Source organism: Emticicia sp. GW821-FHT11C11 (genome assembly GCF_058808615.1).
The window spans coordinates 2,233,409-2,260,019 of record NZ_JBXARV010000001.1; the positions used below are offsets into that span (position 1 = coordinate 2,233,409).

The 26,611-nt window shown below is 41.0% G+C and carries 27 protein-coding genes; 8 read left to right on the forward strand and 19 right to left on the reverse strand.

Features of this window, described 5'->3' with window-relative positions:
- Window positions 1–29: 29 nt before the first annotated feature.
- Genes AC1RRY_RS09535 through AC1RRY_RS09550 form a run of 4 tightly spaced genes read right to left on the reverse strand, consistent with a single transcriptional unit; the run spans window position 30 to window position 5,811 of the window.
- Entirely contained in the window at window positions 30–1,274 is a 1,245-nt protein-coding gene (locus AC1RRY_RS09535; RefSeq protein ID WP_492816075.1) for an ABC transporter ATP-binding protein, read from the reverse strand.
- Between the two features lie 27 nt (window positions 1,275–1,301).
- Window positions 1,302–2,138, reverse strand: coding sequence for an ABC transporter permease (locus AC1RRY_RS09540; RefSeq protein ID WP_492816073.1), 837 nt, complete (start codon window positions 2,136–2,138; stop codon window positions 1,302–1,304).
- 37 nt (window positions 2,139–2,175) lie between these two features.
- Window positions 2,176–3,273: a hypothetical protein gene (locus tag AC1RRY_RS09545; RefSeq protein WP_492816071.1), complete on the reverse strand. Its 1,098-nt coding sequence runs from the start codon at window positions 3,271–3,273 to the stop codon at window positions 2,176–2,178.
- Window positions 3,274–3,309: 36 nt separating this feature from the next.
- The gene (locus AC1RRY_RS09550) at window positions 3,310–5,811 is read right to left on the reverse strand and encodes a polysaccharide biosynthesis/export family protein (RefSeq protein ID WP_492816069.1); all 2,502 of its coding nucleotides are present in this window, start codon (window positions 5,809–5,811) and stop codon (window positions 3,310–3,312) included.
- 180 nt (window positions 5,812–5,991) lie between these two features.
- Between AC1RRY_RS09550 and AC1RRY_RS09555 the strand changes: the two genes are divergently transcribed.
- Both AC1RRY_RS09555 and pheA read left to right on the forward strand, forming a co-directional pair.
- Window positions 5,992–7,890 carry a DNA topoisomerase IV subunit B gene (locus tag AC1RRY_RS09555; protein WP_492816067.1) on the forward strand — a complete coding sequence of 633 codons (1,899 nt, stop codon included), beginning with the start codon at window positions 5,992–5,994 and terminating at the stop codon, window positions 7,888–7,890.
- A gap of 54 nt (window positions 7,891–7,944) precedes the next feature.
- A complete protein-coding gene (pheA, locus tag AC1RRY_RS09560) occupies window positions 7,945–9,018 on the forward strand; it encodes a chorismate mutase (RefSeq protein ID WP_492816065.1) in 1,074 nt (357 codons plus the stop codon).
- A gap of 2 nt (window positions 9,019–9,020) precedes the next feature.
- Here the strand turns inward: pheA and AC1RRY_RS09565 are convergent, their stop codons facing one another.
- The 11 genes from AC1RRY_RS09565 to AC1RRY_RS09615 all read right to left on the reverse strand — a co-directional run bounded on the left by AC1RRY_RS09565 (window position 9,021) and on the right by AC1RRY_RS09615 (window position 17,612).
- Entirely contained in the window at window positions 9,021–9,257 is a 237-nt protein-coding gene (locus AC1RRY_RS09565; RefSeq protein ID WP_492816063.1) for a CBU_0592 family membrane protein, read from the reverse strand.
- Complete coding sequence (locus tag AC1RRY_RS09570) at window positions 9,248–10,177, reverse strand: bifunctional riboflavin kinase/FAD synthetase (RefSeq protein WP_492816061.1); 930 nt, start codon at window positions 10,175–10,177, stop codon at window positions 9,248–9,250. Before AC1RRY_RS09570 ends, AC1RRY_RS09565 begins: the two co-directional genes overlap by 10 nt.
- A 50-nt stretch (window positions 10,178–10,227) precedes the next feature.
- Window positions 10,228–10,917, reverse strand: coding sequence for a tRNA pseudouridine(55) synthase TruB (truB, locus tag AC1RRY_RS09575; protein ID WP_492816059.1), 690 nt, complete (start codon window positions 10,915–10,917; stop codon window positions 10,228–10,230).
- Entirely contained in the window at window positions 10,917–11,708 is a 792-nt protein-coding gene (locus AC1RRY_RS09580) for an undecaprenyl-diphosphate phosphatase (RefSeq protein ID WP_492816057.1), read from the reverse strand. The genes truB and AC1RRY_RS09580 overlap by 1 nt, the downstream gene beginning before the upstream one ends.
- 44 nt (window positions 11,709–11,752) lie before the next feature.
- Window positions 11,753–12,004, reverse strand: coding sequence for a DUF3098 domain-containing protein (locus AC1RRY_RS09585; RefSeq protein WP_492816055.1), 252 nt, complete (start codon window positions 12,002–12,004; stop codon window positions 11,753–11,755).
- Window positions 12,005–12,095: 91 nt separating this feature from the next.
- On the reverse strand, window positions 12,096–12,971 hold the full coding sequence (locus tag AC1RRY_RS09590; protein ID WP_492816053.1) for a cell division protein FtsX: 876 nt from the start codon (window positions 12,969–12,971) through the stop codon (window positions 12,096–12,098).
- A gap of 80 nt (window positions 12,972–13,051) precedes the next feature.
- On the reverse strand, window positions 13,052–13,912 hold the full coding sequence (locus AC1RRY_RS09595) for a lysophospholipid acyltransferase family protein (RefSeq protein ID WP_492816051.1): 861 nt from the start codon (window positions 13,910–13,912) through the stop codon (window positions 13,052–13,054).
- An 88-nt stretch (window positions 13,913–14,000) separates the two neighbouring features.
- Window positions 14,001–14,825: an FkbM family methyltransferase gene (locus AC1RRY_RS09600; protein WP_492816049.1), complete on the reverse strand. Its 825-nt coding sequence runs from the start codon at window positions 14,823–14,825 to the stop codon at window positions 14,001–14,003.
- Between the two features lie 235 nt (window positions 14,826–15,060).
- The gene (locus AC1RRY_RS09605; protein ID WP_492816047.1) at window positions 15,061–15,654 is read right to left on the reverse strand and encodes a bifunctional nuclease family protein; all 594 of its coding nucleotides are present in this window, start codon (window positions 15,652–15,654) and stop codon (window positions 15,061–15,063) included.
- Window positions 15,655–15,875: 221 nt separating this feature from the next.
- On the reverse strand, window positions 15,876–16,841 hold the full coding sequence (locus AC1RRY_RS09610; protein ID WP_492816045.1) for an electron transfer flavoprotein subunit alpha/FixB family protein: 966 nt from the start codon (window positions 16,839–16,841) through the stop codon (window positions 15,876–15,878).
- A 36-nt stretch (window positions 16,842–16,877) separates the two neighbouring features.
- Window positions 16,878–17,612: an electron transfer flavoprotein subunit beta/FixA family protein gene (locus tag AC1RRY_RS09615; protein ID WP_492816043.1), complete on the reverse strand. Its 735-nt coding sequence runs from the start codon at window positions 17,610–17,612 to the stop codon at window positions 16,878–16,880.
- Window positions 17,613–17,798: 186 nt separating this feature from the next.
- Here AC1RRY_RS09615 and AC1RRY_RS09620 point away from each other — a divergent pair, with 186 nt between their 5' ends.
- Window positions 17,799–18,122, forward strand: a complete 324-nt coding sequence (locus AC1RRY_RS09620) for a tetratricopeptide repeat protein (RefSeq protein WP_492816041.1) — start codon at window positions 17,799–17,801, stop codon at window positions 18,120–18,122.
- On the opposite strand, the gene AC1RRY_RS09625 is transcribed toward AC1RRY_RS09620, so the two are convergent.
- Window positions 18,123–18,509 (reverse strand): hypothetical protein, encoded by a 387-nt coding sequence (locus AC1RRY_RS09625; RefSeq protein WP_492816039.1) that lies wholly within the window; start codon window positions 18,507–18,509, stop codon window positions 18,123–18,125.
- Between the two features lie 279 nt (window positions 18,510–18,788).
- Here AC1RRY_RS09625 and AC1RRY_RS09630 point away from each other — a divergent pair, with 279 nt between their 5' ends.
- A complete protein-coding gene (locus AC1RRY_RS09630; RefSeq protein ID WP_492816037.1) occupies window positions 18,789–19,862 on the forward strand; it encodes an asparaginase in 1,074 nt (357 codons plus the stop codon).
- A 5-nt stretch (window positions 19,863–19,867) separates the two neighbouring features.
- On the opposite strand, the gene AC1RRY_RS09635 is transcribed toward AC1RRY_RS09630, so the two are convergent.
- Complete coding sequence (locus AC1RRY_RS09635; RefSeq protein WP_492816035.1) at window positions 19,868–20,725, reverse strand: AraC family transcriptional regulator; 858 nt, start codon at window positions 20,723–20,725, stop codon at window positions 19,868–19,870.
- A 115-nt stretch (window positions 20,726–20,840) separates the two neighbouring features.
- On the reverse strand, window positions 20,841–21,197 hold the full coding sequence (locus tag AC1RRY_RS09640) for a DoxX family protein (protein ID WP_492816033.1): 357 nt from the start codon (window positions 21,195–21,197) through the stop codon (window positions 20,841–20,843).
- 90 nt (window positions 21,198–21,287) lie between these two features.
- Between AC1RRY_RS09640 and AC1RRY_RS09645 the strand changes: the two genes are divergently transcribed.
- The 4 genes from AC1RRY_RS09645 to AC1RRY_RS09660 are packed head-to-tail and all read left to right on the forward strand — an operon-like array spanning window position 21,288 to window position 25,891.
- Entirely contained in the window at window positions 21,288–22,322 is a 1,035-nt protein-coding gene (locus tag AC1RRY_RS09645; protein WP_492816031.1) for a DUF3500 domain-containing protein, read from the forward strand.
- Window positions 22,323–22,328: 6 nt separating this feature from the next.
- Window positions 22,329–23,627: a right-handed parallel beta-helix repeat-containing protein gene (locus AC1RRY_RS09650; protein ID WP_492816029.1), complete on the forward strand. Its 1,299-nt coding sequence runs from the start codon at window positions 22,329–22,331 to the stop codon at window positions 23,625–23,627.
- A gap of 4 nt (window positions 23,628–23,631) precedes the next feature.
- Window positions 23,632–24,849: a serine hydrolase domain-containing protein gene (locus AC1RRY_RS09655; protein WP_492816027.1), complete on the forward strand. Its 1,218-nt coding sequence runs from the start codon at window positions 23,632–23,634 to the stop codon at window positions 24,847–24,849.
- A 46-nt stretch (window positions 24,850–24,895) separates the two neighbouring features.
- On the forward strand, window positions 24,896–25,891 hold the full coding sequence (locus AC1RRY_RS09660; protein WP_492816025.1) for a polysaccharide deacetylase family protein: 996 nt from the start codon (window positions 24,896–24,898) through the stop codon (window positions 25,889–25,891).
- A 44-nt stretch (window positions 25,892–25,935) separates the two neighbouring features.
- Here the strand turns inward: AC1RRY_RS09660 and AC1RRY_RS09665 are convergent, their stop codons facing one another.
- The gene (locus tag AC1RRY_RS09665; protein WP_492816023.1) at window positions 25,936–26,433 is read right to left on the reverse strand and encodes a pyridoxamine 5'-phosphate oxidase family protein; all 498 of its coding nucleotides are present in this window, start codon (window positions 26,431–26,433) and stop codon (window positions 25,936–25,938) included.
- Between the last annotated feature and the right edge of the window lie 178 nt (window positions 26,434–26,611).

Genomic DNA, 26,611 nt, shown 5'->3' on the forward strand with positions numbered 1-26,611 from the left:
AATACATTTAAGGGATTCGGTTCAGTGATTTATATTAAACCGTCTACTTTCCAGGTTTTTAATGGAATATGTATCGGACGAACCGCTCCGGGCCATTTGCCATACCAACTGGTGCCTTCTCTGAAATCGGCCACATCAAAACTAATGGCATCTTCTAATACATATACCGGGTCAGAAGTGTCTTTTACAATCATTACAGATATATAATAAGAACCATCATTCAGAAAATTACCCGGAATCTCGAGCACACCTTTCACCAAACCCATAGTAAATGTCTTCGATTGGCTGCCTACATTAAAGACACACTCGCCTGTCATGTTATACAAAAACACACTCAGGTTCAGGTCTGCCTTTTCAGTCATATTCCAGAACTCGAATATTATTTTTAATGGCGTGCGTACATCTATGTTCTTACTGCCATTCACAAACTCGGGCAATACTTCAATATGTTTTATTCTTACGAGGTCATTACCGGGGGCACCTTCGGGGCTATCCCAATTCTGTATTAGCTGAAACTTGGAAATACTCGTCATGTAATCATGCAGTACTTCGCCTACTTCTCCATATTTTACTAAGTTACCTTTCTGCAGGAAAGCCGCCTTATTGCAAAGCCCTTGAATTGCAGTGGCATTGTGGCTAACAAATAGAACGGTTCGGCCGGTGCTCGATACATCCTTCATTTTGCCGAGGCATTTCTTCTGAAATTCAGAGTCTCCAACGGCCAGCACTTCATCTACAATCAGTATTTCAGGCTCCAGATGGGCAGCAATGGCAAAACCCAAACGAACATACATACCTGAAGAATAACGTTTCACGGGCGTATCAAGAAATTTCTCAATTCCGGCAAAATCTACAATGGCATCAAATTGCTGTTTGATTTCTTCCTGGCGCATGCCCAGTATGGCTCCATTCAGAAAGATGTTTTCTCTTCCGGTTAATTCCGGATGGAAACCTGTCCCCACTTCAAGCAAACTGGCCATTCTGCCGTTTACACGAACCTCGCCATGCGTAGGTTCTGTTATGCGGCTTAATATTTTTAACAGCGTCGATTTTCCGGCTCCGTTTGAGCCAACAATACCAACACGGTCTCCTTGTTCAATATCAAAACTTACTCCTCGCAGCGCCCAAAAAACCTCCTTGGTTTCGTGCTCTTCTTTGTTTGAAAAAAACTCCTGCACAAAACCCGTAAGCGATTCTGTCAGATTCTGATATTTCTTCTTCTTATGACTGAGTATGTATTTTTTTGATATATTTTTTATTGATATTGCTTTCATGCGAAATGTCTTTCAGAAATACTGATGTTAAATGTAATCGACGAATGAGTTTTCGTTTTTCCGGAAAAACCAAATGGAAAAGATAACAGAAATCGTTACGAATATCAGAGTCGGAATCAGACTTTGCCAATTAAATGGGGAGTAATCGCCTAATAAGGACCATCTCAGGCCGTCGATTGCACCTACAATCGGATTAAGATTGTAGTAGGGGTACCACCAGGCATCTTTTTGCTGCTCGCTGGTATAACCTACCGGAGAAATGAAAAAACCAAACTGAACTATAAAAGGTATTATTTGCGCAATATCACGATACTTTACATTAAGAACCGAAGCAATAAGGCCAAAACCAAAAGCGCCTAAATATGCCAGAATCATAAATAAAGGAGCAAAAACTATATGCCAGTTGGGAATGAACTGATAATAGATGCAAAAAATAAAAAACATGGCAAAGGCAATAAGCGCATCTAAAAGCCCGACTAATAATGAGCTGAAAGGGATAATGATACGCGGGAAATAGACCTTCGATACTAGATTACCGTTGCCAACTATACTATTACTGATTTGTGATAAACACTGAGAAAAAAACAACCAGATAATAACACCCGGTATCACAACAATCATATAGGGCAGGGTTACACTGGTTTCCATTTTGGCAATTTTACCAAAGGCAAATGTCATAACCATTGCCGTTAGCAAAGGACGAAAAACTGCCCAGGCAATACCTAAAACAGTTTGTTTGTAGCGGACCATGATGTCGCGCTTTCCTAGAATCCAGAATAACTCTCTCTGCCGCCAAATATCTTTCCAATAATGAAATGTCGATTTTCCAGCCTTTATTATTATTTCATTTTCAGATTTTTTCATGCACAATTCTAATTCAATCAATAAATACAAATTTAACTTAGCTCATTAATTCCTGATAGGTTCTTCTGAAAATAATAAACACCAAGCACAGGAAGAAACCCAGAAAAGCTCCGATTTTTGAACTGCTCCCTATGGTGTAGTCTTTACGTATTAACGGTAAACGCACCGGTTGTAGCATAGTAAATAAGGGCGTTTGGTGTATTAAGAGCATACGAAGATTCTCTACCGACGCCATTTGCGAATAATACTGATTTGATATAAACGTATTATTTCTATTTAATTGCTGCTGGCGCATAGGTGCGGTAGGGTCAACAGCATTTAAGTTCTGATAAGTGGTGATAGCCAACTGGCGATCCGTTGAGCTCAATTTAGACTGTAATTCGTTCAGACGTTCTACTTGTATATCATAAATCTCTTTCGTCTTTTTGGTTCGTACTTCAATATAGAACTCTTCCAATGTTTCCAGAAGGGTTTCAATCCATATTTTCGTAAGTATTTCACTATTAGTAGTAGCCGAAAGAATCATAATTGAACCATTCTTATCCAAAGGTGCCAATTCTGTCTGCTTTACCAGTTTCTCGTAAATGGTAGCAACTATTTCATTTTCAGTTTTGGTAAATTGTTCCGGGCTTTTGGGTGTAAATCTGAAATTAATAAAGGCAGTGTTCGGCTTTTTGAATAAATCACCACCCCATTCTTTTCTTTTTATATCACTACTGTCTTTATAATAATTGATAAACAATGTTTTCTTATTACCAACCATTACTTCTTTCATTAATGCTCTTTCATATAAAGTTTTGGAGGCAATAACCGAATTGAAGTTGCCGCCACTGAATAGATCGTTCGACTGAGACCCACCCACGTTGCCTACTCCGAAGGCATTGGCAATACCTGCAAACCCAGCCATACTGTTTTGACCTGAAGAACCTGATTCCAGATTGAAATGAATCTCGCCGGAGTATTGAGACTCTTTGAAATTTTTTATGTCAAATAGAATACTAACTAAAGTACCTATTGAAATACTTATCAATAATAACTTCCATTCACTTCCAATCAGTCTAAAGATATTGATTACTTTTCTGAATAAGTCTTTTGTACTGATTTGCTCTTCTTGAATGATTTGTGTTTCAGCCATTTTTTTAATAATAATAATGTTTCTTCTAACCGAATATTACCTTGAAATACTGATAATACCCAAAATACCAATAAAGGTGGTCATCGTGGCACCGATGGCAGTTAAGAAACCTTGTACCTGGTTAATTTGTTGTTGCGCAGTAGTACTTCTTTGAGGAATAATAATCTCAGACCCCGGAGCAACTTTCGGATAAATGTTAACAAAGAAAAAGCGTCTTGTTCTGTCTACAGAGCCATTGGCATATAGCACATAAGATTTGCTTTTCATTGAGCGTTTGGTAAAACCACCGGCTTTAGAAATGTAGTTGATGAAACTATCTTTGTATAAATATTTAACAGTAGTAGGGTATAGCACTTCGCCTTGTACACGAACAGTCTCCAGCAATTTAGGGATTCTGATAATATCTCCATCCTGTAAAATCATGTCTTCATTTGAGCCGGGGCTTTCAATGATTTTTCTTAGATTGATACCTATCGAAGATTTTTTGATGTCGCTTACATCATCTACCTGAATAGACTGATTATTATTTGAGCTATTGGCAATTTCGTCAATTGTTTTTCTGCGTTGCTCAATTTCAACATCACTTAACTGAATTTCTCTGATCAACGTGGCACCTTCAAGATACGATTGTGGGGTTAAACCGCCTGAACGGGCTATTACATCTGATATCTTTTCATCTTTATTCTTGATACCATATTTGGCAGGGAATAATACCTCTCCCTCTACCTCTACAAAAGCCTGCTTCAAATAATTGGGCGATTTTCTTATGAAGATTTCATCGAAAGGCAACAGCGTAAACGTATTAGCACTTTGTTCAACACTTAAATCAGGGCGAATAACGAATTGGAAAGTATCTGAAATTTGCGCACTTGCTGATGTTGGATCCACGTTTCTTTTTCTACGAACAACTTCTACTCTTGATAAAGAAGCAGATTCAGACAAACCGCCAACTTTTATCAGTACGTCTTCAATAGTAAGGTTTTTAACATATGGAATTTCAATGCCCGTTTCACCTTCCGGATTATTCACTGCTCCCTGAATACGCACATAAGCCGATTCAGTCAAATCAAAGATTGACGGGATAGACACAATGTCTTCTCTTTTTAAAGGTATATCAGCAGACCGTCCTTTCAGAATATCATCAAGATTCAACGATATGTTTTCTATAAGCATATCTTCGCGTGTTCTAACAATGGCCACTCTTCCGGTTAGCGCTTCTCCTCGTAGTCCTTCCGCCGATTTAATTAATGCCATAAGGGTTGGGCTATTATCGAGAGAATATTGACCCGGGCGAAAAACAGAACCCTCAATTGTAACCATGTTTTCGTAGCGTTCCAAAAGCCTTTCGGTTATGATAGAGTCGCCAGACATGACAGGAAAAGAAGGAAATTGTGATTCCATCACATCCAGAATCTTCTTTTCACGACTGGTATTCCTGTGTATCTTCAAACGATGTCTATAAGCGTATTGATTAAACCCACCAGCATAAGCAATGGCGTCTTGCAGCTTTTCTTCTTCTGTTAACTCAAACAAACCATTTCTTTTAGTGTGACCCTGAATAGCCACTCTTGAAATATAAGGTGAAACCTGAACGATGTCCTGGTCCTGTAATATAATGTTGTCTTTAGCAAAGCCATTTACCAAAACTTCATACAGATCAAGTGTGGCTACCTCTTTATTACCTCTAATCACTTTCACTTTACGATAAGTACCCAACTCATTAGGGCCACCGCATGCATACAGTGCGTTCATAATAGTAGAGAGAGAAGAAAGCGTGTAGGTACCGGGAGCAATGACTTCTCCGGTAACGGTTACTTTAATGCTTCTGATATTACCTAACGATACCACAAGATGTGTATTGGGCGAGTTGCCCTCGTATGATCTTAAACCCGTATATACTTTTGATAATTTACTCAGTATTTTTTCTTTGGCCTGTTCAATAGTTGAGCCCGCCACATAAATAAGACCGACAGGGTTTATTGTAATGTAGCCGTCAGGAGAGACGATAGCTTTAACTGTAGATTGTGAATAACCATAAATTTCTATAATTAACTGATCATTCGGGCCTAAAACATAGTTGTTGGGTGTAGCAATGTTAATGGCTGGTGTTGGATCAAACTTAATGGTGTTGAAAAGATTATAGCCAAAAATTCTTCTTCTTAATGTTGCTCTGGCCACATCTTTTTCAAGGTCAGCCTCCCGAACTGCTTTTATCGAATCTTCTTTCGCCATACTTGCCAGATCAGCTGTAGTTAATTGCTGATTCCTGGTATTATTTGGATCATTGGTGACGGTTCTGGTACGATTTGGCTGTTGATTTTGTTGCACAGTTTGCCTCTGAGGCACGTTTGTGGGGTTGGTTTGCGGATTGCCTGGTGTTCCTTGTGTACCTTGTGTATTGGTAGGAGTTACAGGTGCATTAGCTGGTGCGTTTCCGGTACCGGTTGGGGCATTTTGTCCGAAAGAATTGCTTAGAATTAGTGTAAAAACCGTAATTTTGAAGAAATTTTGTAAGAAATTATTTTTGCTAAATTTCATATCTATAACGTTATTTGCCAAATTACTATTTCGAAAGTTTAATTAGCCACAAATGAATACAATGCAAAGTAAGTGAAGTTTTTTTATTTTTTCGCTGTTTGCTGTTAAGTATGTGTTAAAAAGAACTTTGAAATACAAAGTAAAATATAAAAACGGATAAATCAAAATATATTTTTCAAAATGGCTGAAAACAAGGAAGTAACTTATAACGAAGACAGTATTCGCTCGCTAGACTGGAAAGAACACATAAGATTGCGGCCGGGTATGTACATCGGGAAATTGGGAGACGGTTCGGCCGCTGATGATGGAATCTATGTTTTAGTAAAAGAAGTTCTGGATAATTGTATTGATGAATATGCCATGGGTTATGGCAGATCTATTGAAATAAAACTGGACGACGGAAGAGTTGAGATAAGAGATTATGGCAGAGGGATACCTTTAGGTAAAGTGGTTGATGTGGTATCTAAAATAAACACCGGAGCAAAATACGACAGCAAGGCTTTTCAGAAGGCGGTAGGGCTCAATGGGGTGGGTACAAAAGCGGTGAATGCGCTTTCTGCGAAGTTCAGGGTACAGGCGTTCAGAGAGGGAAAAACAAAATGGGCAGAATTTTCTAAAGGTGAGCTGCTGAGTGAATCGGAAATTATAGATTCTGATCAGAAAAACGGCACATGGGTTATTTTCACTCCCGACGACACCGTTTTTAAACACTATCATTATATTCCGCAATTTGTAGAATCAATGATTTGGAACTATTGCTATCTGAATGCGGGCCTGGCTATTTTTTTCAACAAGCAGAAATATGTATCGCAGAATGGTTTGTTAGACCTTTTACGCCGTAAAACTGATGAAGATTCCTTGCGATATCCTATCATTCATTTAAAAGGAGAAGATATTGAAGTAGCTCTTTCACATAGCAACCAGTATGGAGAAGAATATTATTCATTTGTAAACGGCCAGAATACAACGCAGGGTGGAACTCACCTTTCGAGTTTCAGAGAGGCAATTGTGCGCACAGTAAGAGAGCACTTTGGTAAAGACTACACACCGGAAGACATCCGTCAGTCAATCATTGGTGCTATTTCAATAAGAGTACAGGAGCCGGTTTTTGAGTCTCAGACCAAAACCAAATTAGGCTCACAGACCATGTCACCCGAGCCTAATTCGCCTACAATACGGGTATTCATCGGTGATTTTCTGAAAGAGCAACTCGATAATTATCTGCACATGAACCCGGCAGTGAAAGAGGCGTTGAAGAAAAGAATTGAGCAGTCGGAGAGAGAAAGGAAAGAACTGGCCGGAATTAAAAAACTGGCTAACGAAAGAGCAAAAAAAGCGAATCTGCACAATCGTAAACTGCGCGACTGCCGTTTCCATCTGGACGACGAAAAAAATGAAAAACGCCACGAAACCGTGATGTTTATTACCGAGGGTGACTCGGCCAGTGGCTCCATAACGAAAGCCAGGAATCCTGAGTTACAGGCGGTTTTCAGCCTGAGAGGTAAGCCATTAAACAGCTTCGGACTCACCAAAAAAATTGTTTACGAAAACGAAGAGTTCAACCTTCTGCAGCATGCACTCAATATTGAAGACGGACTGGATGCACTACGCTATAATAAAATAATTGTGGCAACAGATGCCGATGTCGACGGTATGCACATTCGTCTGTTGTTGCTGACATTCTTCCTGCAGTTTTTCCCGGACCTGGTCAGAGAAGGGCATTTGTATATTCTTGAGACGCCGCTTTTCAGGGTACGTAATAAAAAGGAAACTATTTATTGTTATTCGGATCAGGAAAGAGAAGCCGCTATCAAGAAATTATCCCCCAAGCCTGAGATAACCCGTTTCAAAGGACTGGGAGAGATATCACCGGATGAATTTGAAGGATTTATAGGTGAGGATATCAAACTGGAACCGGTTATTCTTGAAAAGGAATCGTCTATTTCCAAAATTCTGAGTTATTATATGGGCAAAAATACACCAGAGCGCCAGAAGTTCATCATTGATAATCTTAGAATTGAAAAAGATGAAATTGATGAAAAACTGGAAGCAATTCTGGATATTAAAGAGGTTGCCTGATTTTAATATAACATACCCGAAATTATCATAAAAATTTTAACTCCTATCTGAACAGTGACACTCGACGAAGTAAGAAAAGATATTGACTCTATTGACGACCAGCTATTAATACTACTTAACAAACGCATGCAGTTGGTGCAGCAAGTAGGTGAAATAAAGCGCTCTACCAAAGCCATTATTTACAGACCTGAGCGGGAGAAGTATATTCTTGACAGAATGAAAACCCAAAGCAGCGGGCCTTTGACGGAAGACGCCATTGATGCTATTTTTCTGGAAATATTTGCGGCAGCCCGTAACATAGAGCTGCCTGAAAGAATTGCGTTTCTGGGGCCGGAGGGGAGTTTTACTCACCAGGCAGCAGAGAGCCGTTTTGGCGCAATGAGCGAATACATGACCCTGCCTACCATTAAGTCGGTATTTGAAGCGGTTGATACAGGCAGAGCCAAGTATGGTGTGATTCCTATTGAAAATAATCAGGAAGGAATTGTTTACGAAACGGTTGATTTACTGAACGAGATGAGTGTAAACGTAGCCGCAGAACTGAAGATTCCTGTCCATTTTGCTCTGGCTACAGAGGCGGAGAATCCATCAAGGATTAAGAGAATCTATTCGAAAGATATTGCGTTCAGACAATGCCGCGGGTTTTTGAATAAATACTTTGAACAAACGCACCCGGAAGAGATTCAGGTGGAGTCGACCTCGAAAGCTGCTAAACTGGCTGCCGAAGACCCTGAAAGTGCGGCCATCTGCTCTGAAATTGCAGCTAAGTTGTTTAGCTTGCCTGTACTTTTTAACAATATTGAAGATAACGGACAAAACCGCACAAGGTTTTACATACTGGCCAAAGACTTTGTTAATCAGAAAAGCGGTAATGATAAAACTACGATTATTGCACGTTTACCTGATACCGATAAACCGGGTATTCTTGCCAATTTTCTGCAGGATTTCAAAAAGGCTGGGGTTAACCTTACAAAGATTGAGAGCCGCCCTTACAAAGGAAGCGAAGACTTTAATTTCTGGTTTTTTATTGAACTGGAAGGGTTCTTCAAAGACGAGAATCTGGAGAAGGTTTTCAAAAAGCACAGACACGCCATCAAATGGCTGGGTAGTTATGTGAAAAATGCCTGATGCTATTTTTTGCGGAAAACAGCCACCACTGCAATCAGCACCCAAATGATATTCACGGCCATTGACGGATACGCCTGGTGGAAATATGTGTTAATTACAAAGCATATTCCACCAATGGCGTTGGCCCAAATGTACCGGGTATCTTTGGCATCGAGTTTCCCCTGAATATTCAGAAAATAGGAGCCAGTAATCAATACAGCACCAATCCAGCCGACAATCTCAATTACATCTATTTGCATAAAATTTGTATGGCGGTATCTGTATCTTTAGAAATCTGACTTTTCAGTTCATCGAGTCCGTTGAACTTCTGTTCAGGTCTGATGTAGTCTACGAGTTCAACCGTGATGTGCTCACCGTAGATGTCCTCATTAAAATCAAGAATGTAAACTTCCTGTGTTCTACCGATGCCGTCAACCGTAGGGCGGTTACCGATATTCATAATACCGTTGAGCAGGTTTCCTCTTACCCATGTTTTTACGGCATACACGCCGTTGACAGGAATCAGTTTATATGACTCGGCCACCTGAACATTGGCTGTAGGGAAGCCGATGGTGCGACCTAATTGTCGACCTTTTACTACAATGCCCGAAAAACTATATGGCCTGCCAAGTAATTCATTGGCCGCTTTTACCTGTCCTTCCAGCAGAGACTCACGTATTTGTGTAGAGCTGATCACCAGATTGTCGATTTCCTGCCGGGGTATTTCTTCAATCTCGATTCCGAACCGGTGAGAGTTTTGTTCCAGATATTCAAAACCTCCTTCACGGTTTCTGCCAAAACGGTGGTCATAACCTATTACCAGTTTTTTAGTACCGATGGTATCAAGCAATATATTCTGCACATATTCTTCCGAACTCAGCTCTGAAAACTCTCTGGTAAAAGGTACGATTAACAGATGATTTACCCCCTGTTGCTCGAGTAACGATATCTTCTCGTCAATGGTCGATAATATTTTCAGGCTCTGGCTATCCTGAGAAACCACCATCCGTGGATGAGGCCAGAAAGTCAGTACTACCGATTCTCCACCGGAAGCAATCGTAGTTTCCCGAAGTATTTGTAAGATTTTTTGATGACCCAAATGAACACCGTCAAAGGTGCCGCTGGTTACCACAGCATTTTTGAGGGGTGTAAAATCAGATAAATTATAATATACTTTCAATGGTTGTATCGTTTTAAGAGGCACTCGGCACAATATCTAAAATAAACAGCTTACTTTGCGGGCGCAAAATTACGAATATTATCTAAAAATTGTTCGAGGCTGAGTGCATTTTCAATGCGGAATTCACCAATACGCGTACGGCGCAGCGAACTCATGTAGGCTCCTGAGTGAAGTAACCGGCCGAAGTCTCTGACCATGCTACGGATATACGTGCCTTTTGAGCATACGATTCTGAATGATATTTCGGGGAAGTGACTGGTATCTACATCAAATGCTTTTACTTCTACCTGTCTTGATTTCAAGGCAACGTCTAGTCCTTTTCTTGCCGACTCATAGGCTCTCTTGCCGTCGACACGGATGGCAGAATGTGCCGGAGGAATCTGGTCGATGAGTCCGGTTAATTGAGAAACTGCTTCTTTAATAGCTTCGGGCGTAATATGATCTACAGGATACTCCGCATCAAACTCAGTTTCCAGGTCAACAGAAGGAGTAGTTTTACCCAATACCAGCGTACCTGTATATTCTTTTTCCTGTGCCTGATAGGTTTCTATCTCTTTGGTTTTCTTGTTGGTGCATAGTATCAGCAAGCCAGTGGCCAGTGGGTCGAGTGTTCCGGCGTGGCCTACCTTTTTGTATTTGGCGGCATACCGCACCTTGTTTACCACATCAAACGATGTCCATTTCAAGGGTTTATCTATCAGCAACACATCGTTTCGGTCATCTGAGGGTGCTTGCATCATTAAACAATCTTCAAATCGTATCCGGCTGCTAATAGTCCTAAGATTATCAGGCCGACAATTATTCTATAATATCCGAAAACCTTGAAACCGTATTTCTGAAGATAACCTATGAAGAACTTAATGGCTGCCATGGCTACAACAAATGCTACTACATTACCAATCAGTAAAAGCTGAAGTTCGTCAGTTGAAAAAGTTAGCGTGCCTGCTTTGTAGCTTTTTAACAGTTTGTAGGCAGAGGCTGCAAACATGGTTGGCACGGCCAGAAAGAAGGAGAACTCGGCAGAGTCTTTTCTTGACAGGCCCTGAAACATACCACCAATGATACTGGCTGCCGAGCGCGAAACGCCCGGAATCATGGCAATGCATTGAAACAAACCAATTTTAAGTGCGTCCGGATAGCTGATATCTTCTTTGGTAGCTTTGTTTTCAAAGTATTTGTCAATAAATACGAGAACAACTCCACCGATAACCATTGACACGGCCACTACGAGTACGCTTTCAAGCAGCGAATCGATGAAATCATTGAGCAGAAAACCGATTACCATGGCCGGTACAAAAGCCGCCAGCAGTTTTGTATAAAACTGGATAGACTGAAAAAAGCGCTTCCAGTAAAGTACAATTACTGATAATATAGCACCAAATTGAATATTTACTTCGAAAACCTTAGTGAAATCTAATTCGCTGATGCCCATTAATGAAGAACCGATGATCATGTGCCCGGTAGAGCTGATGGGCAGGTATTCTGTTATGCCTTCAATAATGGCCAATATAATGGCTTGTATAAAATCCATTGAAAAAGTAATAAATGTTCAGGAAATGCAAATAATTAAGCGGCTCACTTCTTTTTGAAAAGAGCGTAGAATTCAAACAGGAAGCCAATGAAAACAAGGGCAGGCCCTAAGGTAATACCAAGAAAACCGAAGCCGAACTCTTCTTTGTCCTGGGTCATGACGATAAACCCTAAGATGATAAGCCCGATGCCTATCAGCATTAAAGTATAGTTTTTACGCGTAAACGGAAGAGCGCTTTTGGTCTCGTTGATAGACGTTTCTTTTACTTCCGATGCTTTCGAAGCTGCATTTTTCATAAGTACAAAGGTTCTGTATCCCAGAGAAATATTTTTATGGTATACTCATGCAATAGGGATATTCTTCACATGAATAATATTTATTGTTGTTTTAATATAAGTCGTCAAGGTCTGTTCTGAGATACCTGTACATCGACTGAAAAGTACTCAAAACACTGATCAGAATACCCAATGCGATGACCCCGCCACATAGAAAACCTATTTTGATATAGTCCTGAAGAATAACCAGGCTCTGTATTTTATTAACCGCAATCTGCTGTACTCCAATAAATAAGCCTATGGCGATTATTCCGGACAGAAACCCATGCCATAAGCCACGCCCGATAAATGGTTTCTGTATAAACCAATGGGTGGCACCTACCAACTGCATGCTTCTGATTATTAAACGCTGAGAATAAAGCGCCAGGCGAATAGTATTGTTAATGAGCAAGACAATGGCCACCAGCAGAATCACGATGATTGACGTAATAATAAGAAATGCACTGTAGGCATTTTTATTGACACTGTCTACAAAATCTTTGGCGTAATCGGCTTCAAAAACGCCAGATAATTGTTCCATGTCTTTTTTGATATTCTCAAGATTGGTTTCACTCAGAAAATCTTCCTGAATCTTGATACTAAAGGCATCGCGGTAGGGATTCTCGCCCAATACGGTTTTATAATCCTCTTTCAGGTCTTTTAGAACTTTCTGGGCGGTAATTTCTTTCGATATAAACTTTATCTGTGGTACGTTGTTCACATAGGCCACATAGCTCTTTTTAGCAATAATATTCTTGATAGAATCCTGCTGAACAGGGGTTGTTGTTTTATCCAGATACACCTGTACCTCAATATTTTGCCTCAGGTACCCGACCAATTGCTTCGATGTGAGTGCTATCCAGCCGGTAAAGGCAATCAGAAATAAAGCAGTTGTTAAGCTGATAATAATTAAGAGACTCGGAAAACTGCCTATTTTTCGTTTCGACATCTTGAATATCATTAGAACAAACTTTTGCCTGTTTGTAATTTAGGGCAAAGATAAAAAATGTAGCAGAAATATGGACTAATTTAATGATTTTTAACAGACCCGGCAGTATCACCCCGCCATCTGGCTATTCTTTCCGGCATGTTTTGTTCGATGATATTCTTTACTACTTCGGTTATTTCATCCACCGTTGCATCGGGCGAAAAATGGATAGGGTCTTTGAATTTTACCCGTAATTCGGTATTGCGTTTTTTGTAGGCAAGCCCCGTTTTATTAAATGCTCTCCGGAAACCGTCGATCACTACCGGCACCACAATCGGGTTGTTTTCTTTGATAATGTGTGCTGTACCTTTACGGATAGGTGCATAAGGGCTGGTAGTACCCTGCGGGAAACTCACCACCCAACCGAATTGTAATCCCCTGGCCACGTTGTTACCAGCCGATGTATCCAGTTCTCTTTTCACGTTCTCGCCTTTGGCTCTCCACGACCGTTCCACCAGAATGGCTCCTGCCAGGCTGAAAATACGTGGTATCCATCCGCCTTTCATGGTCTCACTGGCGGCTACATAAAAAGTACGGGCTCTTGGTGCAAATAAAGCTACCGGGATAACCCTGTTGCCAAAGCCCCATTTTACAGAACAGAATATATGATAGAACGTAATTACGTCGGCAAAGTAGGTCTGGTGATTTGAAATGAAATAGACATTCTGGTTAGGTAAACGGGCTATTTTCTCGGCACCTTCTACTTTCAGTTGATTTGCCACTGCTATGCGCCAGTAGGTAGGGAAACCGGCAATCAGGATAATCAATCGTTTTAAAATCAGCCAGTTGCCAAAAGGGTCGCGCTCAAAAACACCAAGTATGTCAATATATGAAATATACCTAAAGAAGATATTAGGGTCTTTATTGGGGATTGGTAAAAAATTACGCAGTATTCTAATCATTCTAAGCTTCTATTGTTTAGTCAGGGTTTATGAAAGTGTAAGATAGCAAAAAAACTTACATGTTCATAACCCAGACTATACAATGCTATTAATTTTTAGGAGTGGCCAGTATATCAAAATGCTTCCAGTCACTCATATTTTCACGTTTTATAGGCAATTTTTTAGTAGTTGCGTCAAATGCTTCTACATAATACAGGTCATAGCCCATGTTGGCTACCAGATCGAATAAATGCTGTCTTTCTGCTCTGGATAACTTCGGGAAACACTCAAAAATGATAAACGGTTTATACTTTTGTATCAGCGGAGAAATCGACTTGATGATATCGGTATCATACCCTTCGGTATCGATTTTTATCAATGTTAAATTACCCAGTTGTGCAGCATAATTGGTATCCAGAAAATGCTCCAGGTTAACACCTTTCACTTTCTCGTTCAATCCGTATTTCCCATGTCTGTTTTGTTGGGTTTCGGCTATGCCGCCGTTATTATATGTTGCTTCAGACGAGCTGTAGAAGAAGTCTCCCTCATAAGTAGTAATTGCCAGCTTTAGCGGAATGATATTAGTCAACTCCTTGTTGAGAGCAGCATTCTGCTCTAATATTTTGTAAATGTACGGATTCGGATCAAAGCCTAAAACGGTTCCTTCTTTGCCAACAGCCAGCGCCATAGGTATAGTAGAATCACCAATGTGTGCACCTATGTCAATGATAAAATCACCTTTTTTTAGAAATTTCTTGTAGAAATCGACCTGGCTTTGCGAAAGATGCTTTTCAGCTTCCAGCGGGTTTTTCCATTTGGCAAAACTCACTTTCCCGAATTCGGGTAAATCATACTCATCTACTTTGTAGCCGTATTCCTTAAAAGTTGTTTTAATTTTGTGTTTTTCAAATTTTCTTTTCAGGTAAGAGAACATAATAATAGGTTTTAAAATGATATATATGAGAATTAGTAAAGAAGCCAGCAAAGAACTAAAGACACTCATATCAGCTATCGAAGCCCAAATCTATAAAAACTATATTACGTTTTAAGGTGTTTTTTATTTTAAATTAATTTTTTCTTAAAATATTGGTGAAATCTGAAGGGCTATAAAAAAATAAGCTGTTTGTCCGAAGACAAACAGCTTATAGTATATAGTTGCAGAAAAACAGTTAGTTTCTCTTACCTATTTCATCTCTTATTTTAGCAGCTTTCTCGTATTCTTCATTCGCCAAAGCCTGGCTTAGCAGGTTGTGGAGTTCTTCCAGATTCAGGTCTTTCAGTGAATCTTTCTTGGCTTTTTGCGGGCGGGAAGAAGACGATACCAGTTCCTGTGGCTCATCAGCGGTTGATGCTTCCTGTGTGGTGATACCGGCATCTGTCAGAATCTGATCAGTAGTATAAATAGGCACCTGAAAACGCAGGCCGATGGCCACGGCATCTGACGGACGAGCATCGATTGATTTCTGACGGATACCATCAGTACAAACAACTTTGGCGTAAAAAATACCTTCCTTCAAATCTGAAATCAGAATTTCTTCAACTGTAAAATCGAAAGCACGTGCAAACGATTTAAACAAGTCGTGTGTCATCGGGCGATTCGGTGTAATACGTTCCATTTCAATTGCAATGGCTTGCGCTTCGAACATTCCGATAATAATTGGTAACCGGCGATTACCGAATTCTTCTGCCAATACTAAAGCAAATGAACCCGTTTGAGATTGGCTTGGAGACAGGCCGAGTATTTCTAGTTTTATTTTTTCCACGTTGCAAATATACAGGATTTCTTAAATCGTCACTTCAATCAATCATAAAAAAGTCCGGCATGGTTAATCCTTATGCGTTGTAAACCTCAATTGAAGCGTTTTGGTTTCCGAAAAGTACCAAAACTCTGTGGCGCCTGAATAATCAGTATAACTAATCTCACTATATAAAAGCAAAAAGCCTCAAAGTTAATCCTTGAGGCTTTTTGCGTATCTGTAATAACTTATTTCAATTCTTTAACTGCTTTGGTGAGCTTGGGCAGAACATCAAAAACATCGCCAACAATTCCATAGTCAGCTGCTTTAAAGAAAGGCGCTTCGGGGTCTTTATTGATAACCACTATTACTTTTGATGAATTGACACCCGCCAGATGCTGTATAGCACCGGAAATACCACAAGCAATATACAGATTCGGAGAAACTTTAACGCCTGTCTGGCCTACGTGTTCATGGTGAGGTCTCCAGTCCAGATCCGATACCGGTTTTGAACAGGCTGTTGCAGCACCCAGGGCATCTGCAAGGTCTAGCAATGGTTGCCAGTGCTCTGGGCCTTTCATACCTCTGCCACCTGATACCACGAGGTCGGCTTCCGGCAATGATACAGTTCCGGATGCTTTTACAGTTTCTGTTACTTTGGCAGTAAAAAGGTTGTCGGCCAGTGCAGGAGCAAAGGTTTCAACAGTAGCGGCAGTTGTGCCTTCTACCGGGTTCACCACGTTTTTCTTGATTGCCAATACTTTTATATCGCTTGTCAGGTTTACGTCGGCAAAAGCCTTACCTGTAAAAATACTTCTTTTTACCTTGAATCCGTTCGATAAATCCGGAAGCTCCACCACATTACCAACTACTGCTGCTTTCAGTGTACCTGCCGCACGGGCGGTTACGGCATCAGCTAATGATGACTTTGCCGTTATAATCACTTTCGCATCAGTAATTCTGGCCGCTTCAACCAATACTTTGGCATAAGCCATGCTGTTGGCTGCGTCCAGCTTTGCATCGCCGGCATGTAAAACCTTGCCGGCACCATAATGCCCGGCAATAGCTAATTCTGCTGAGTCGGCCTTACCGATAGCCAATGCGGTAACGGTTGTGCCTGATTTTTCAGCCACCTGAGCGCCATAATAAATGGCTTCGAGTGATGATTTTTTGATTACTCCGTCGGCAATCTCTGTGAAAACTAATATAGCCATGTTATAAAGTCTTTTCTGAAATGAATAAATAATGGATTAAAGCACCTTGGCCTCTTTGTGAAGCAGTTCGATTAGTTTTTCTGCTTCATCGGCAGGAATCATCTTGCAGGCTCCTTTAGCCGGAGGCAGACTGTATTTGTCTGTGGATGTAAGTGCTTCACCCGATGCCGGAATCACTTTCAAAGGCTTGGTACGGGCCGTCATGATACCTCTCATGTTCGGTATTTTCCATTCGGCAATGGGTTCCTGGCAGCCTAAAACAAGTGGGAGAGGGGCTTCCAGTTTTTCTTTTCCGCCTTCTATCTCACGGGTCATTTGGGCAGTGCCGTTTTCTATATCTAATTGCATAACCGGCGAGAACGACGGAATACCGAGTATTTCACCCACAATACCATGCACCACGCCTGAGTTGTAATCACTCGTTTCGCGGCCCATTAATATCAGGTCATAGTTACCTTCTTTTGCCACGGCGGCTATTTGTTCAGCTACAAAGTATGAGTCGGTAGGGTCAGCATCCACTCTGATGGCGTCATCAGCACCAATGGCCAGTGCCTTACGAATTTGCGGCTCGGCATCGGCTTCTCCTACGTTCAGAACTGTGATACTTGCACCCGATTTTTCTTTTAATTCTACTGCTCTTGCCAGAGCGTAATCATCGTAGGGTCCGATGATGTACTGTACTCCTGTTTTATTCAACTTGGTATCGCCATCAGTAAAGCTGATTTTTGAAGTTGTATCAGGTACGTTTGAAATGCAGACTAGTATTTTCATAGTATTTTGTCCCTTACCCCTAAAGGGAGATAATTATAGAATAGATGCTTTCAGGGGTTTTCTAAAAAGCATTTTATTTATAATAATGAACAAATTTATTGCCTATTTTTGCCACTTCAGGAGGTAGGCTGACAATAAAATGTTATGCATGCATAACATTGCAAATCTAAATTAAAGAACAATAGTATGCAAGAGGAACGGTTAAAAATTTTGTTGCAGTATCTGGAAGAAGACCCTGATGATCCGTTCAATATTTATGGGGTTGCCATGGAGTATATGAACTCAGATCCGGGCAAGGCATTGGGTTACCTGAAAAAATTATTGATTGAGCATCCGGACTATGTACCGGCATATTATCATGCAGCGGCTTTGTATTTTGAGCAAGAACAGTTTGACGAGGCAGATCAGGTATACCAGAAAGGTATTGAAATAGCTCACCAGAAGCAGAATAAAAAAGCTTATGATGAGCTAAAGAGAGCTTACAGAATGTTTCTGGACGAAATCGAGTAATTAATAATAATACTTGTCTTCTTCAGGTACATTCTTTTTGCCAAACAGAGCTTTGAAAGTATCGGTCATATAGAATATATCCAACACTTTGTTACGCGCCTGTTTCATTATATAAACTCGGTGGTTTTGTTGTATTTGTTCCTCCAGGTGTTTCACTACAAACGCCATACATTCTTCGTTTACTGAAAAATCGTCAACGATATACATCAGGAAACGGTTTTCGAGGGCACTGTCTGAAAAATAAAAAGCTAAATGAAAATCTTCTCCTACCAGAAAAGCTGCAGTTTTGTCGGTATCAAACGTCTTGAACATTTCGCCGTTATCAACCAGGGAATCAATAATTGTTACATCGTCTGTTATGATTCTTAATGTTGGTTGCATATTCATATCTCCGTCCTTTTATCGTGTTTTTAGTTTGTTGCTTTTCAAATATAACGCAATATTTCAAATTAAATTCAAAAAAAGTGAAAAAAAATCTTGGAATAGTATAATTTGTTAATTCCAAAATCACCTTAAATAGGTTGAATTTTGAGTATTTTTACTCAAAAAAGTATATTTTAGAAAAAAACATGTTTCGTTTTAAGTAATTTCGCTTTCATATTTTAAAAAAAATCAGGATTCCAGATTAAAAGCAGGGTTTGCACTTTGCTTTAAAAAATCTTTTTTATGAGTTATAAAACCTCAAAAATCAACACTTCATCCATTAAAAATAATCGTGCCACCTCGGTTTTAATGATTTATACGGGCGGAACATTAGGCATGGTTTACGATTCAAAAAGTAAAAGTTTAGTGCCTTTTGTTTTCAGTGAGATACTGACCAACGTACCTGAATTACACAGACTGGAATGCGAACTGACTACGCTGACGTTGGACAAACCCATAGATTCGTCGAACATGCAACCCGCCGATTGGGTAGAAATGGCCCGTATTGTGTATGATAATTTCAATGACTATGATGCCTTTGTGATTCTGCACGGCACTGATACGATGGCTTATACGGCATCGGCGCTCAGTTTCCTGCTTGAGAACCTCAGCAAACCGGTGATTCTGACGGGGGCTCAGTTACCTATCGGAGTAGCCCGCACCGATGCACGTGAGAATCTGATTACGGCGTTGGAAATAGCTTCGGCACAAATCAATGGTCGTTCGATTGTACCCGAGGTTGCCATTTATTTCAATTCTTACTTATTGAGAGGTAACCGGGCCAAGAAGAAAGAAAGCAGCCAGTTTAACGCGTTCAGGTCTGAGAATTACCCTTTTCTGGCTGAAGCAGGTGTTACGATTGATTATAATTTCCCCTTTATACGTCAGTATCGTACCGATTTGCCACTGAAACTACATGAGCACCTGGACGAAAACGTAATGATATTGAAACTTTTCCCCGGCCTGCACAGAAATCTGATGCATAACCTGTTCAATACAGCCGGGCTAAAAGGTGTAGTGCTGGAAACTTACGGCGCAGGGAATGCCCCTTCTGAAGGCTGGTTTCTGGAAGAACTGAAAGAGGCAGTCGATAAAGGTATTGTTATATTCAATGTCTCGCAGTGCGATGGTGGCAGGGTGTTGCAGGGAGTATATCAGACCAGCCGGAAACTGCAGGAAATAGGTATTGTGAGTGGCTCGGATATTACTACAGAAGCCGCCATCACTAAAATGATGTATCTTTTCGGAAAAGAGGCATCACCGGAACGGGTGAAGTTTAATCTGGAGCGGGATATATGTGGTGAGATGTCGTTTTAAATGAGTTATTTCTTTCTTAAAACAAGATTTTTGAACTGCATTGGGCTTTTGCCTTTTATCTGCTTAAAAACCTTGCTGAAATAAGAAACATTGGTGTACCCACACTCAAAGCATACATCGGTTATGCTTTTTCCGGTCATGAGTAATTTGCATGCCTGATTGATACGGTATTCGTTCACGAAGTCGGTGTAGGTCATGTTCATCACTTTCCTGAAATAATTGCAGAACGAGGGCACTGTGAGATGGGCCACATCGGCCACCTCTTTTATCTGTATAGGCAAGTGATAGGTTTGCTCTAGATATTCGTGAATCCGTTTGATACGTGCCTGGTCTTTCTGATTGAAATCGTGCCCGGTATCGGCCACGTTCAGCAGTGTGTATTCTTCCGAGCCAGCCAGTATCTGAAAAATGGACAGCAACTCAACCATGCGTGCGAAGTTTGACAACTGAGTCATTTTCTTCAAACGATTACCTATCAGTCTTTTGGTTTCTCCATAAAAGTGAATGCCGTGTTTAGAGCGTTCAAATAATGCCCTGATAGCAGCCATTTCGGGGCTTTCGAAAAAATCCTCACCCAGAAAATTTTCTTTAAACTGTATTACGGTTTCTTCGTGTTCATCGAGCGCATCATACCCAAAGCCAGCATGTGGTAAATTAGAGCCTATCAAAACCAGATCGCCGTCTTCATAATAACTCAGGTGATTACCCACATGCCGCCTGCCTGTACCGTGGTGTACATATACCATTTCATACTCGGGATGATAATGGTAGGTCCACGGAAAAATGTTTGAAGATATTTTGAGGTCTAAGAGCCTGAACGAACTTCCATCGTCGGGTTGAATCACTTCAAATGGTGTTTTCACTGTATTGACAAATGAATAATGGAGTTTTATGAAATAATAATACAGTAATAAGCTAAGCAAACAGAATCATATATTTTTACATAAAAGTGCGGTAGGCAGCATGTCTGGTAAAGCGTCAGGTATATTGATATGCCCACCAGATGAGTATCAGTTGCAGCGGTAAACGCAGCCATAGTAATACCTTAGGTATGCGATGAAACTTAGGAGAGGTAGCCATATAAATATTAGCCGGGAATACGGCAATCAGGAGTAGAATCAATCCCCAGGCGGCGTACACTCTTATAAAAGGAAATAAAAGACCTACGCCCAATATAATTTCAGCTATACCACTCAACTGCACCATTGCCTTATGATAGGGTATATATGGCGGCATAGATTTTAAGTAAAATTTTTCTTTGGCAAAGTGCATAATGCCCGCAAAAATATACAACACAGCGGCCAGATAAAGGACTATAGTTTGGGTTGTTGTCATGGTTTAAAGCTTTTAAATCGCCACAAATTAATTTGTTTTTTATAACAAATAGAACTTACTTGGTAATAATATTCAACCAGCCTTTAATAGATGAAAACGTTACTTACCCTGTGTATGGTATGCGTTTGTTGCATGGCCGTGCATGCCCAGACAGCTTCTGACAATAAATTGATTGTCAACACTGCTTCAACATTCCTGCAATTGCTGGATAAATCCCAGCTTGAAAAAATCAGCTATGCTTATGATTCAGACGAGCGCTTTAACTGGTATTTTGTGCCCAGAGCCAGAAACGGACTGATGCTACGTGAAATGAACGACAAGCAAAAGGCAGCAGCCATGAATCTGCTTAAAGCTACGCTGAGCCAACAGGGACAGGAAAAGGCCATTGCCATTATTCAATTGGAGATAATTCTGAAAGAATTGGAGAAGGCTCCGCCTGAGAGCGATTACCGCAGCCCGGTAAAATACTATTTTACGATTTTCGGTACACCCGATGAAAAGAAGCTATGGGGCTGGCGTGTGGAAGGCCATCATCTGTCATTGAATTTTTCATCAGAATCTGGCAAAGTTGTTTCAGCAACGCCATTGTTTTTTGGTAGTAACCCGGGCATTGTGCCGAGCGGTGAAAAGAAAGGATATCAGATTCTGAAAGACGAGGTGAACTTTGCTTTTGAACTGCTCAACTCTTTGACGACTGACCAACTGAAAAAGACAATCATTGCTGAAACAGCGCCCGGAGATATCATTACCGGAAACAAACGCAAAGTAAGCCAACTGGCAAATGAAGGAATTACTTTTGCCGATATGAATGCCCCACAGCAAAAGCTGTTTCTACGCTTGCTGAGTGTTTATGTAAAGAATTACCCTTTGGGTTTTTCGAACGAATTGATGCAGAAAATTGAAAAAGCGGGTTTAAATCAACTAAGATTTGTATGGGCAGGCGGGAAAAAATACGGAGAAAGTAACGGACACTATTACCGGATTCAGAACGATGTCATTCTGATTGAATATGATAACACACAAAACAACGGCAATCATATTCATACGGTAACCCGTGACCTAACGAACGATTTTGGGGAGGATATTCTCAAAAAACACTATGAAAAAGAACATACAAAGAACTAAACGTATATGAAAATCTGGTTGTATCTAGTCTGGTGGCTGATATTTGCTCATGCTCAACCTACTTATAAAACTTATTATGTTAGTGCAAACGGGAATGATAATAATGACGGGCTGACCATTAAAACGGCCTGGAAAAGCATAGAAAAAGTAAACAGTATTATACTGAAAGCAGGAGACAAAGTTCTGTTTGAAGGGGGAAAGACTTTCAAAGGTACCATTCAACTCGACAGCTTTGATGGGGGCAGTGCCCGCAACCTGCTTACAATCGGCAGCTATGGCGCTAAACCGGCAATAATTGACGCCGGAAATGGCCGTGGCTTTTTTGCTTACAATTGTGAAGGTGTCAGGCTCGTTAACCTGACTTTTAATGGAAACGGTGTCGGGAAAAATAATCAGAACGGAATAGAGTTTTATACAGACTGTACTGCAAAATGGTTAAGTTCTATCGAAATAGATAGTTGCGAGGTAAAGGGGTTTCATAAATTCGGTATCCTGATTATTGGAGATAAAAGTGATACCACAGGCTACAGAAATGTAAAAATTACCCACAGCATTGCGCATGAAAATGGCGAGGCCGGCATTGCTTCTCTGGGTAAATACCCGGCTATACCGCATAAAAACTTTTATCTGGCTTATAACAAGGCATTCAATAACCGGGGTATTCTTACCAAAACGCATAATCATTCAGGTAATGGAATTGTAATGGCCGGTATCGATGGAGTAATGATTGAACATTGTGAAGCCTATGAAAACGGAGCTGATAATCGGTGCACCGGAGGTGGCCCGGTGGGAATATGGCTATGGGCTTGTAAAAAAGGAGTTATCCAACATTGTGAATCACACCACAACCATGCCGGAATGACCAAAGATGGAGGCGGTTTTGATATTGACGGTGGTTCTACCGATTGCGTAATCAGAAATTGCTATTCTCATGACAACGAAGGGGCCGGGTATCTGTTGGCGCAATTCAGCTGTCCGATTAAATTCAGTAATAACAAAATTATCAATAATGTAAGCCGCAACGATGGTCTGAAAAACAGTTATGGTAGTATTACTTTCTGGGGGCAGGATGCCGATAACGAAGTAACCAACTGCGAAGTAAGTGGCAATAAATGCTTCGTTGATGGCAAAAATGTGGTGAATGGCACACCCTGCGGTGTTCGTTTGTCGGGTACACATTTCAGAGGTAATCGGGTATTCAATAATTATTTTGAGATTACCCGAAAAGCGCAATACATTTATGCTGATAAAGCAGTAAGCGCCAATCAAGTGGACTTCAGGAATAACAAATTCAAAAAGAAATAGATTGATGAAATACTATTTACTAAGCGTAGCCTTTTTTGTATGGTTTAATACACATGCTCAGAAGAAAACCACAGAGCCGTACTTCCCGGCTTTCAACAACTGGTTACAAAAAAAGCCAGCTGAACTGGGTTTAAACGGAGCAAAGATTGAAGAGGCCATCAGTTTTGCTATTGCGGGAGAATCTAAAAATCCGCGTAATATGGAGGTGTCTCACTACCAGAGTTTTGGTAAAGAGCCTTTCGGTTTTGCCATTGGGCCATTTGCCGAAAGAGGCGCACCCACAGGTGTGATCGTTTATAAGGGTTACATAATAGCCCAATGGGGCGAGCCTCAGCGGTGTGACATCACCCATAGTGTAACTAAAAGTTTTCTTTCAAGCGTAGTAGGCGTAGCGGTAGATAAGGGCCTGATTCGCAGTGTAAATGATACTGTTGCGGCTTATGTGCCGCCTATTGAAATATATGGACAACCCGTCAGCCGGACGGCTGACGATTTCGGTAAACCGGAATTACTGAACTTGTTTGATACACCCCATAATAAGACTATCACCTGGGATGCGCTGCTGAGACAAACCAGCGATTGGGAAGGCACCCTGTGGGGAAAACCTGATTGGGCCGACAGACCAGATAAAGATGCCACCCAATGGCTGAACAGACCCAGACATAAACCTGGTGCTGTTTATGAGTATAATGATGTGCGGGTGAATGTATTGTCGTTGGCGGCGCTGAGTGTATGGCGCAGACCTTTACCGCAAGTGTTGAAAGAAAATATTATGGACAAAATAGGAGCGTCGAACACCTGGCGCTGGACGGGCTACCGCAATTCATGGATAGTGCTCGACGGACAAGCCGTGCAATCGGTAAGCGGTGGTGGGCACTGGGGTGGCGGCATGTTTATCAATGCGTATGATATGGCCCGTTTTGGTTTGCTGTCTTTACACCGGGGCAAATGGAACGGCCAGCAACTATTATCCGAAAACTGGGTGAAACAGGCACTAACACCAACTACGGCCGAGCCTACCTATGGCTACATGAACTGGTTTCTGAATACCGATAAAAAACTATTGCCGAGTGCCTCTGCCAATGTGTTTTATCACCTCGGTAATGGCAATAACATGGTATATATTGACCCTGACCATGAACTGGTAATGGTAGCCCGCTGGATTAATGGCAATGCGATGGACGGCCTCGTAAAAAGAGTACTTGATGCCTTTAATAAATAAGTTTACACAATTTTCAAACCAACCGCTTATTCACAAATTTAATTCAATGAAAACCATTTTAACTACCATTGCCGGCATTGCGCTGGCATTGCAGGTAAACGCTCAAAATCCCACTTACGCCGAAAAACTGGGGTATCCGAAAGGTGCCAAAGTCATTATTATGCACGTGGATGACGTAGGGATGTCTTATGATTCAAATATCGGTGCAATCAAAGCTATCGAAGACGGAGTGGCCAACTCACTGAGTGTCATGATGCCTTGTCCATGGGTACCGGGTTTTGTACACTATCTGAAAAACCATCCGAAAACAGATGCAGGCTTGCACCTCACTCTCACTTCTGAGTGGAAAGATTATCGCTGGGCACCACTGGCCGGGAAAGCGGCTGTGCCGAACTTGGTAGATGAAGAAGGAGCCATGTGGAGAAACGTGCAAAGCACGGCTACGCATGCTTCTGCCGACGATATTGAGAAAGAAATCAGAAGCCAGTTAGATAGAGCCCGTACTATGGGTTTTGAGCCTACTCACATGGACTCGCACATGGGTACACTCTTTGCCAGACCTGATTATCTGGAGCGTTATCTGAAAGTAGGTATGGAGCAGAAGATTCCGGTGATGTTTCCGGGTGGGCATGATTATATGATTATGAAAGAGATAGGTAGTGCCGGAATGAAACCTGAACAAGCAAGAGCTATCGGTAAAAAGCTATGGGATGCCGGACTACCAGTGCTTGACGACCTGCATAACATCAGTTATGAATGGAACCAGTACAAAAACCAGAAAGTGAGCGATGAAGTACTGCAGAAATACAAAACACAGAAATACATAGAGTCGTTTAAGGATCTACAGCCGGGTGTAACGATGGTAATTATGCATTGTACAGCCCCGACCGAAGTCTTTGAACACATCTCAGATTCTGGTAATAATCGCAAAGGAGATTTACTAGCCATGCTAGACCCTGCTCTGAAAAAGTACATTCAGGATAATGGCATTGTAATGACCACCTGGAGAGAACTGAAGGAAAGAAGAGATAAAATCAAATAGGTGTATAAAAGAAAAGGGTCCTACAAGACCCTTTTCTTTTATAATCAGAATTTCACCGTGCCATATTCATTTTCGTTAGTATATGCTTTACCGGTTACCAGCGTACTCAACATTTTAATACCCATCACAATTTTATTAGAGTCACTGTCCCAATATTCAGCTTCATGGGGCACCACTTTTATCAGGGTCAGATTCGGGTCATCTTTTCCTTCCGGAAACCAAGCCTTGGCTATGGGTGTCCAGTATTCATCATTTTTTGCCTGATTATCTTCTTCCTCGGCTTCCCCCATTATGCACACATAGGTGTGGTCTGATGGTAATGCATAGCAAACACAAACATTCGGATTTGCCTTTATTTCATCAATTTTTCCTGAATCCTTAGCGGTCAGAAACCAGATATTCCCTTCTTCATCCATTCCCTGTGTTCCCATGGGGCGGCTGCGTATATGTCCGTTTTTATCGTTCGTGCAGAGCATGGCAAACTGAATGTCTTTCACCATTTCGCGGATATCCTCCTGTGTTTTTGTCTCTTGATTATTCATAGTAAACCCTTATTTGTTCGATACTATAAACATGTAAAAAATGGTATTCCAGTTTCGGTTTTAATGGGATTTTAGTGTACTGTAATGATGGCGAGGAGCGAAGTCAACAGTATTTCGGGTAATAAAATACACGTGGTTTAAGTGCATGCTGAAAATCATATTATGGAATGATTTTTTA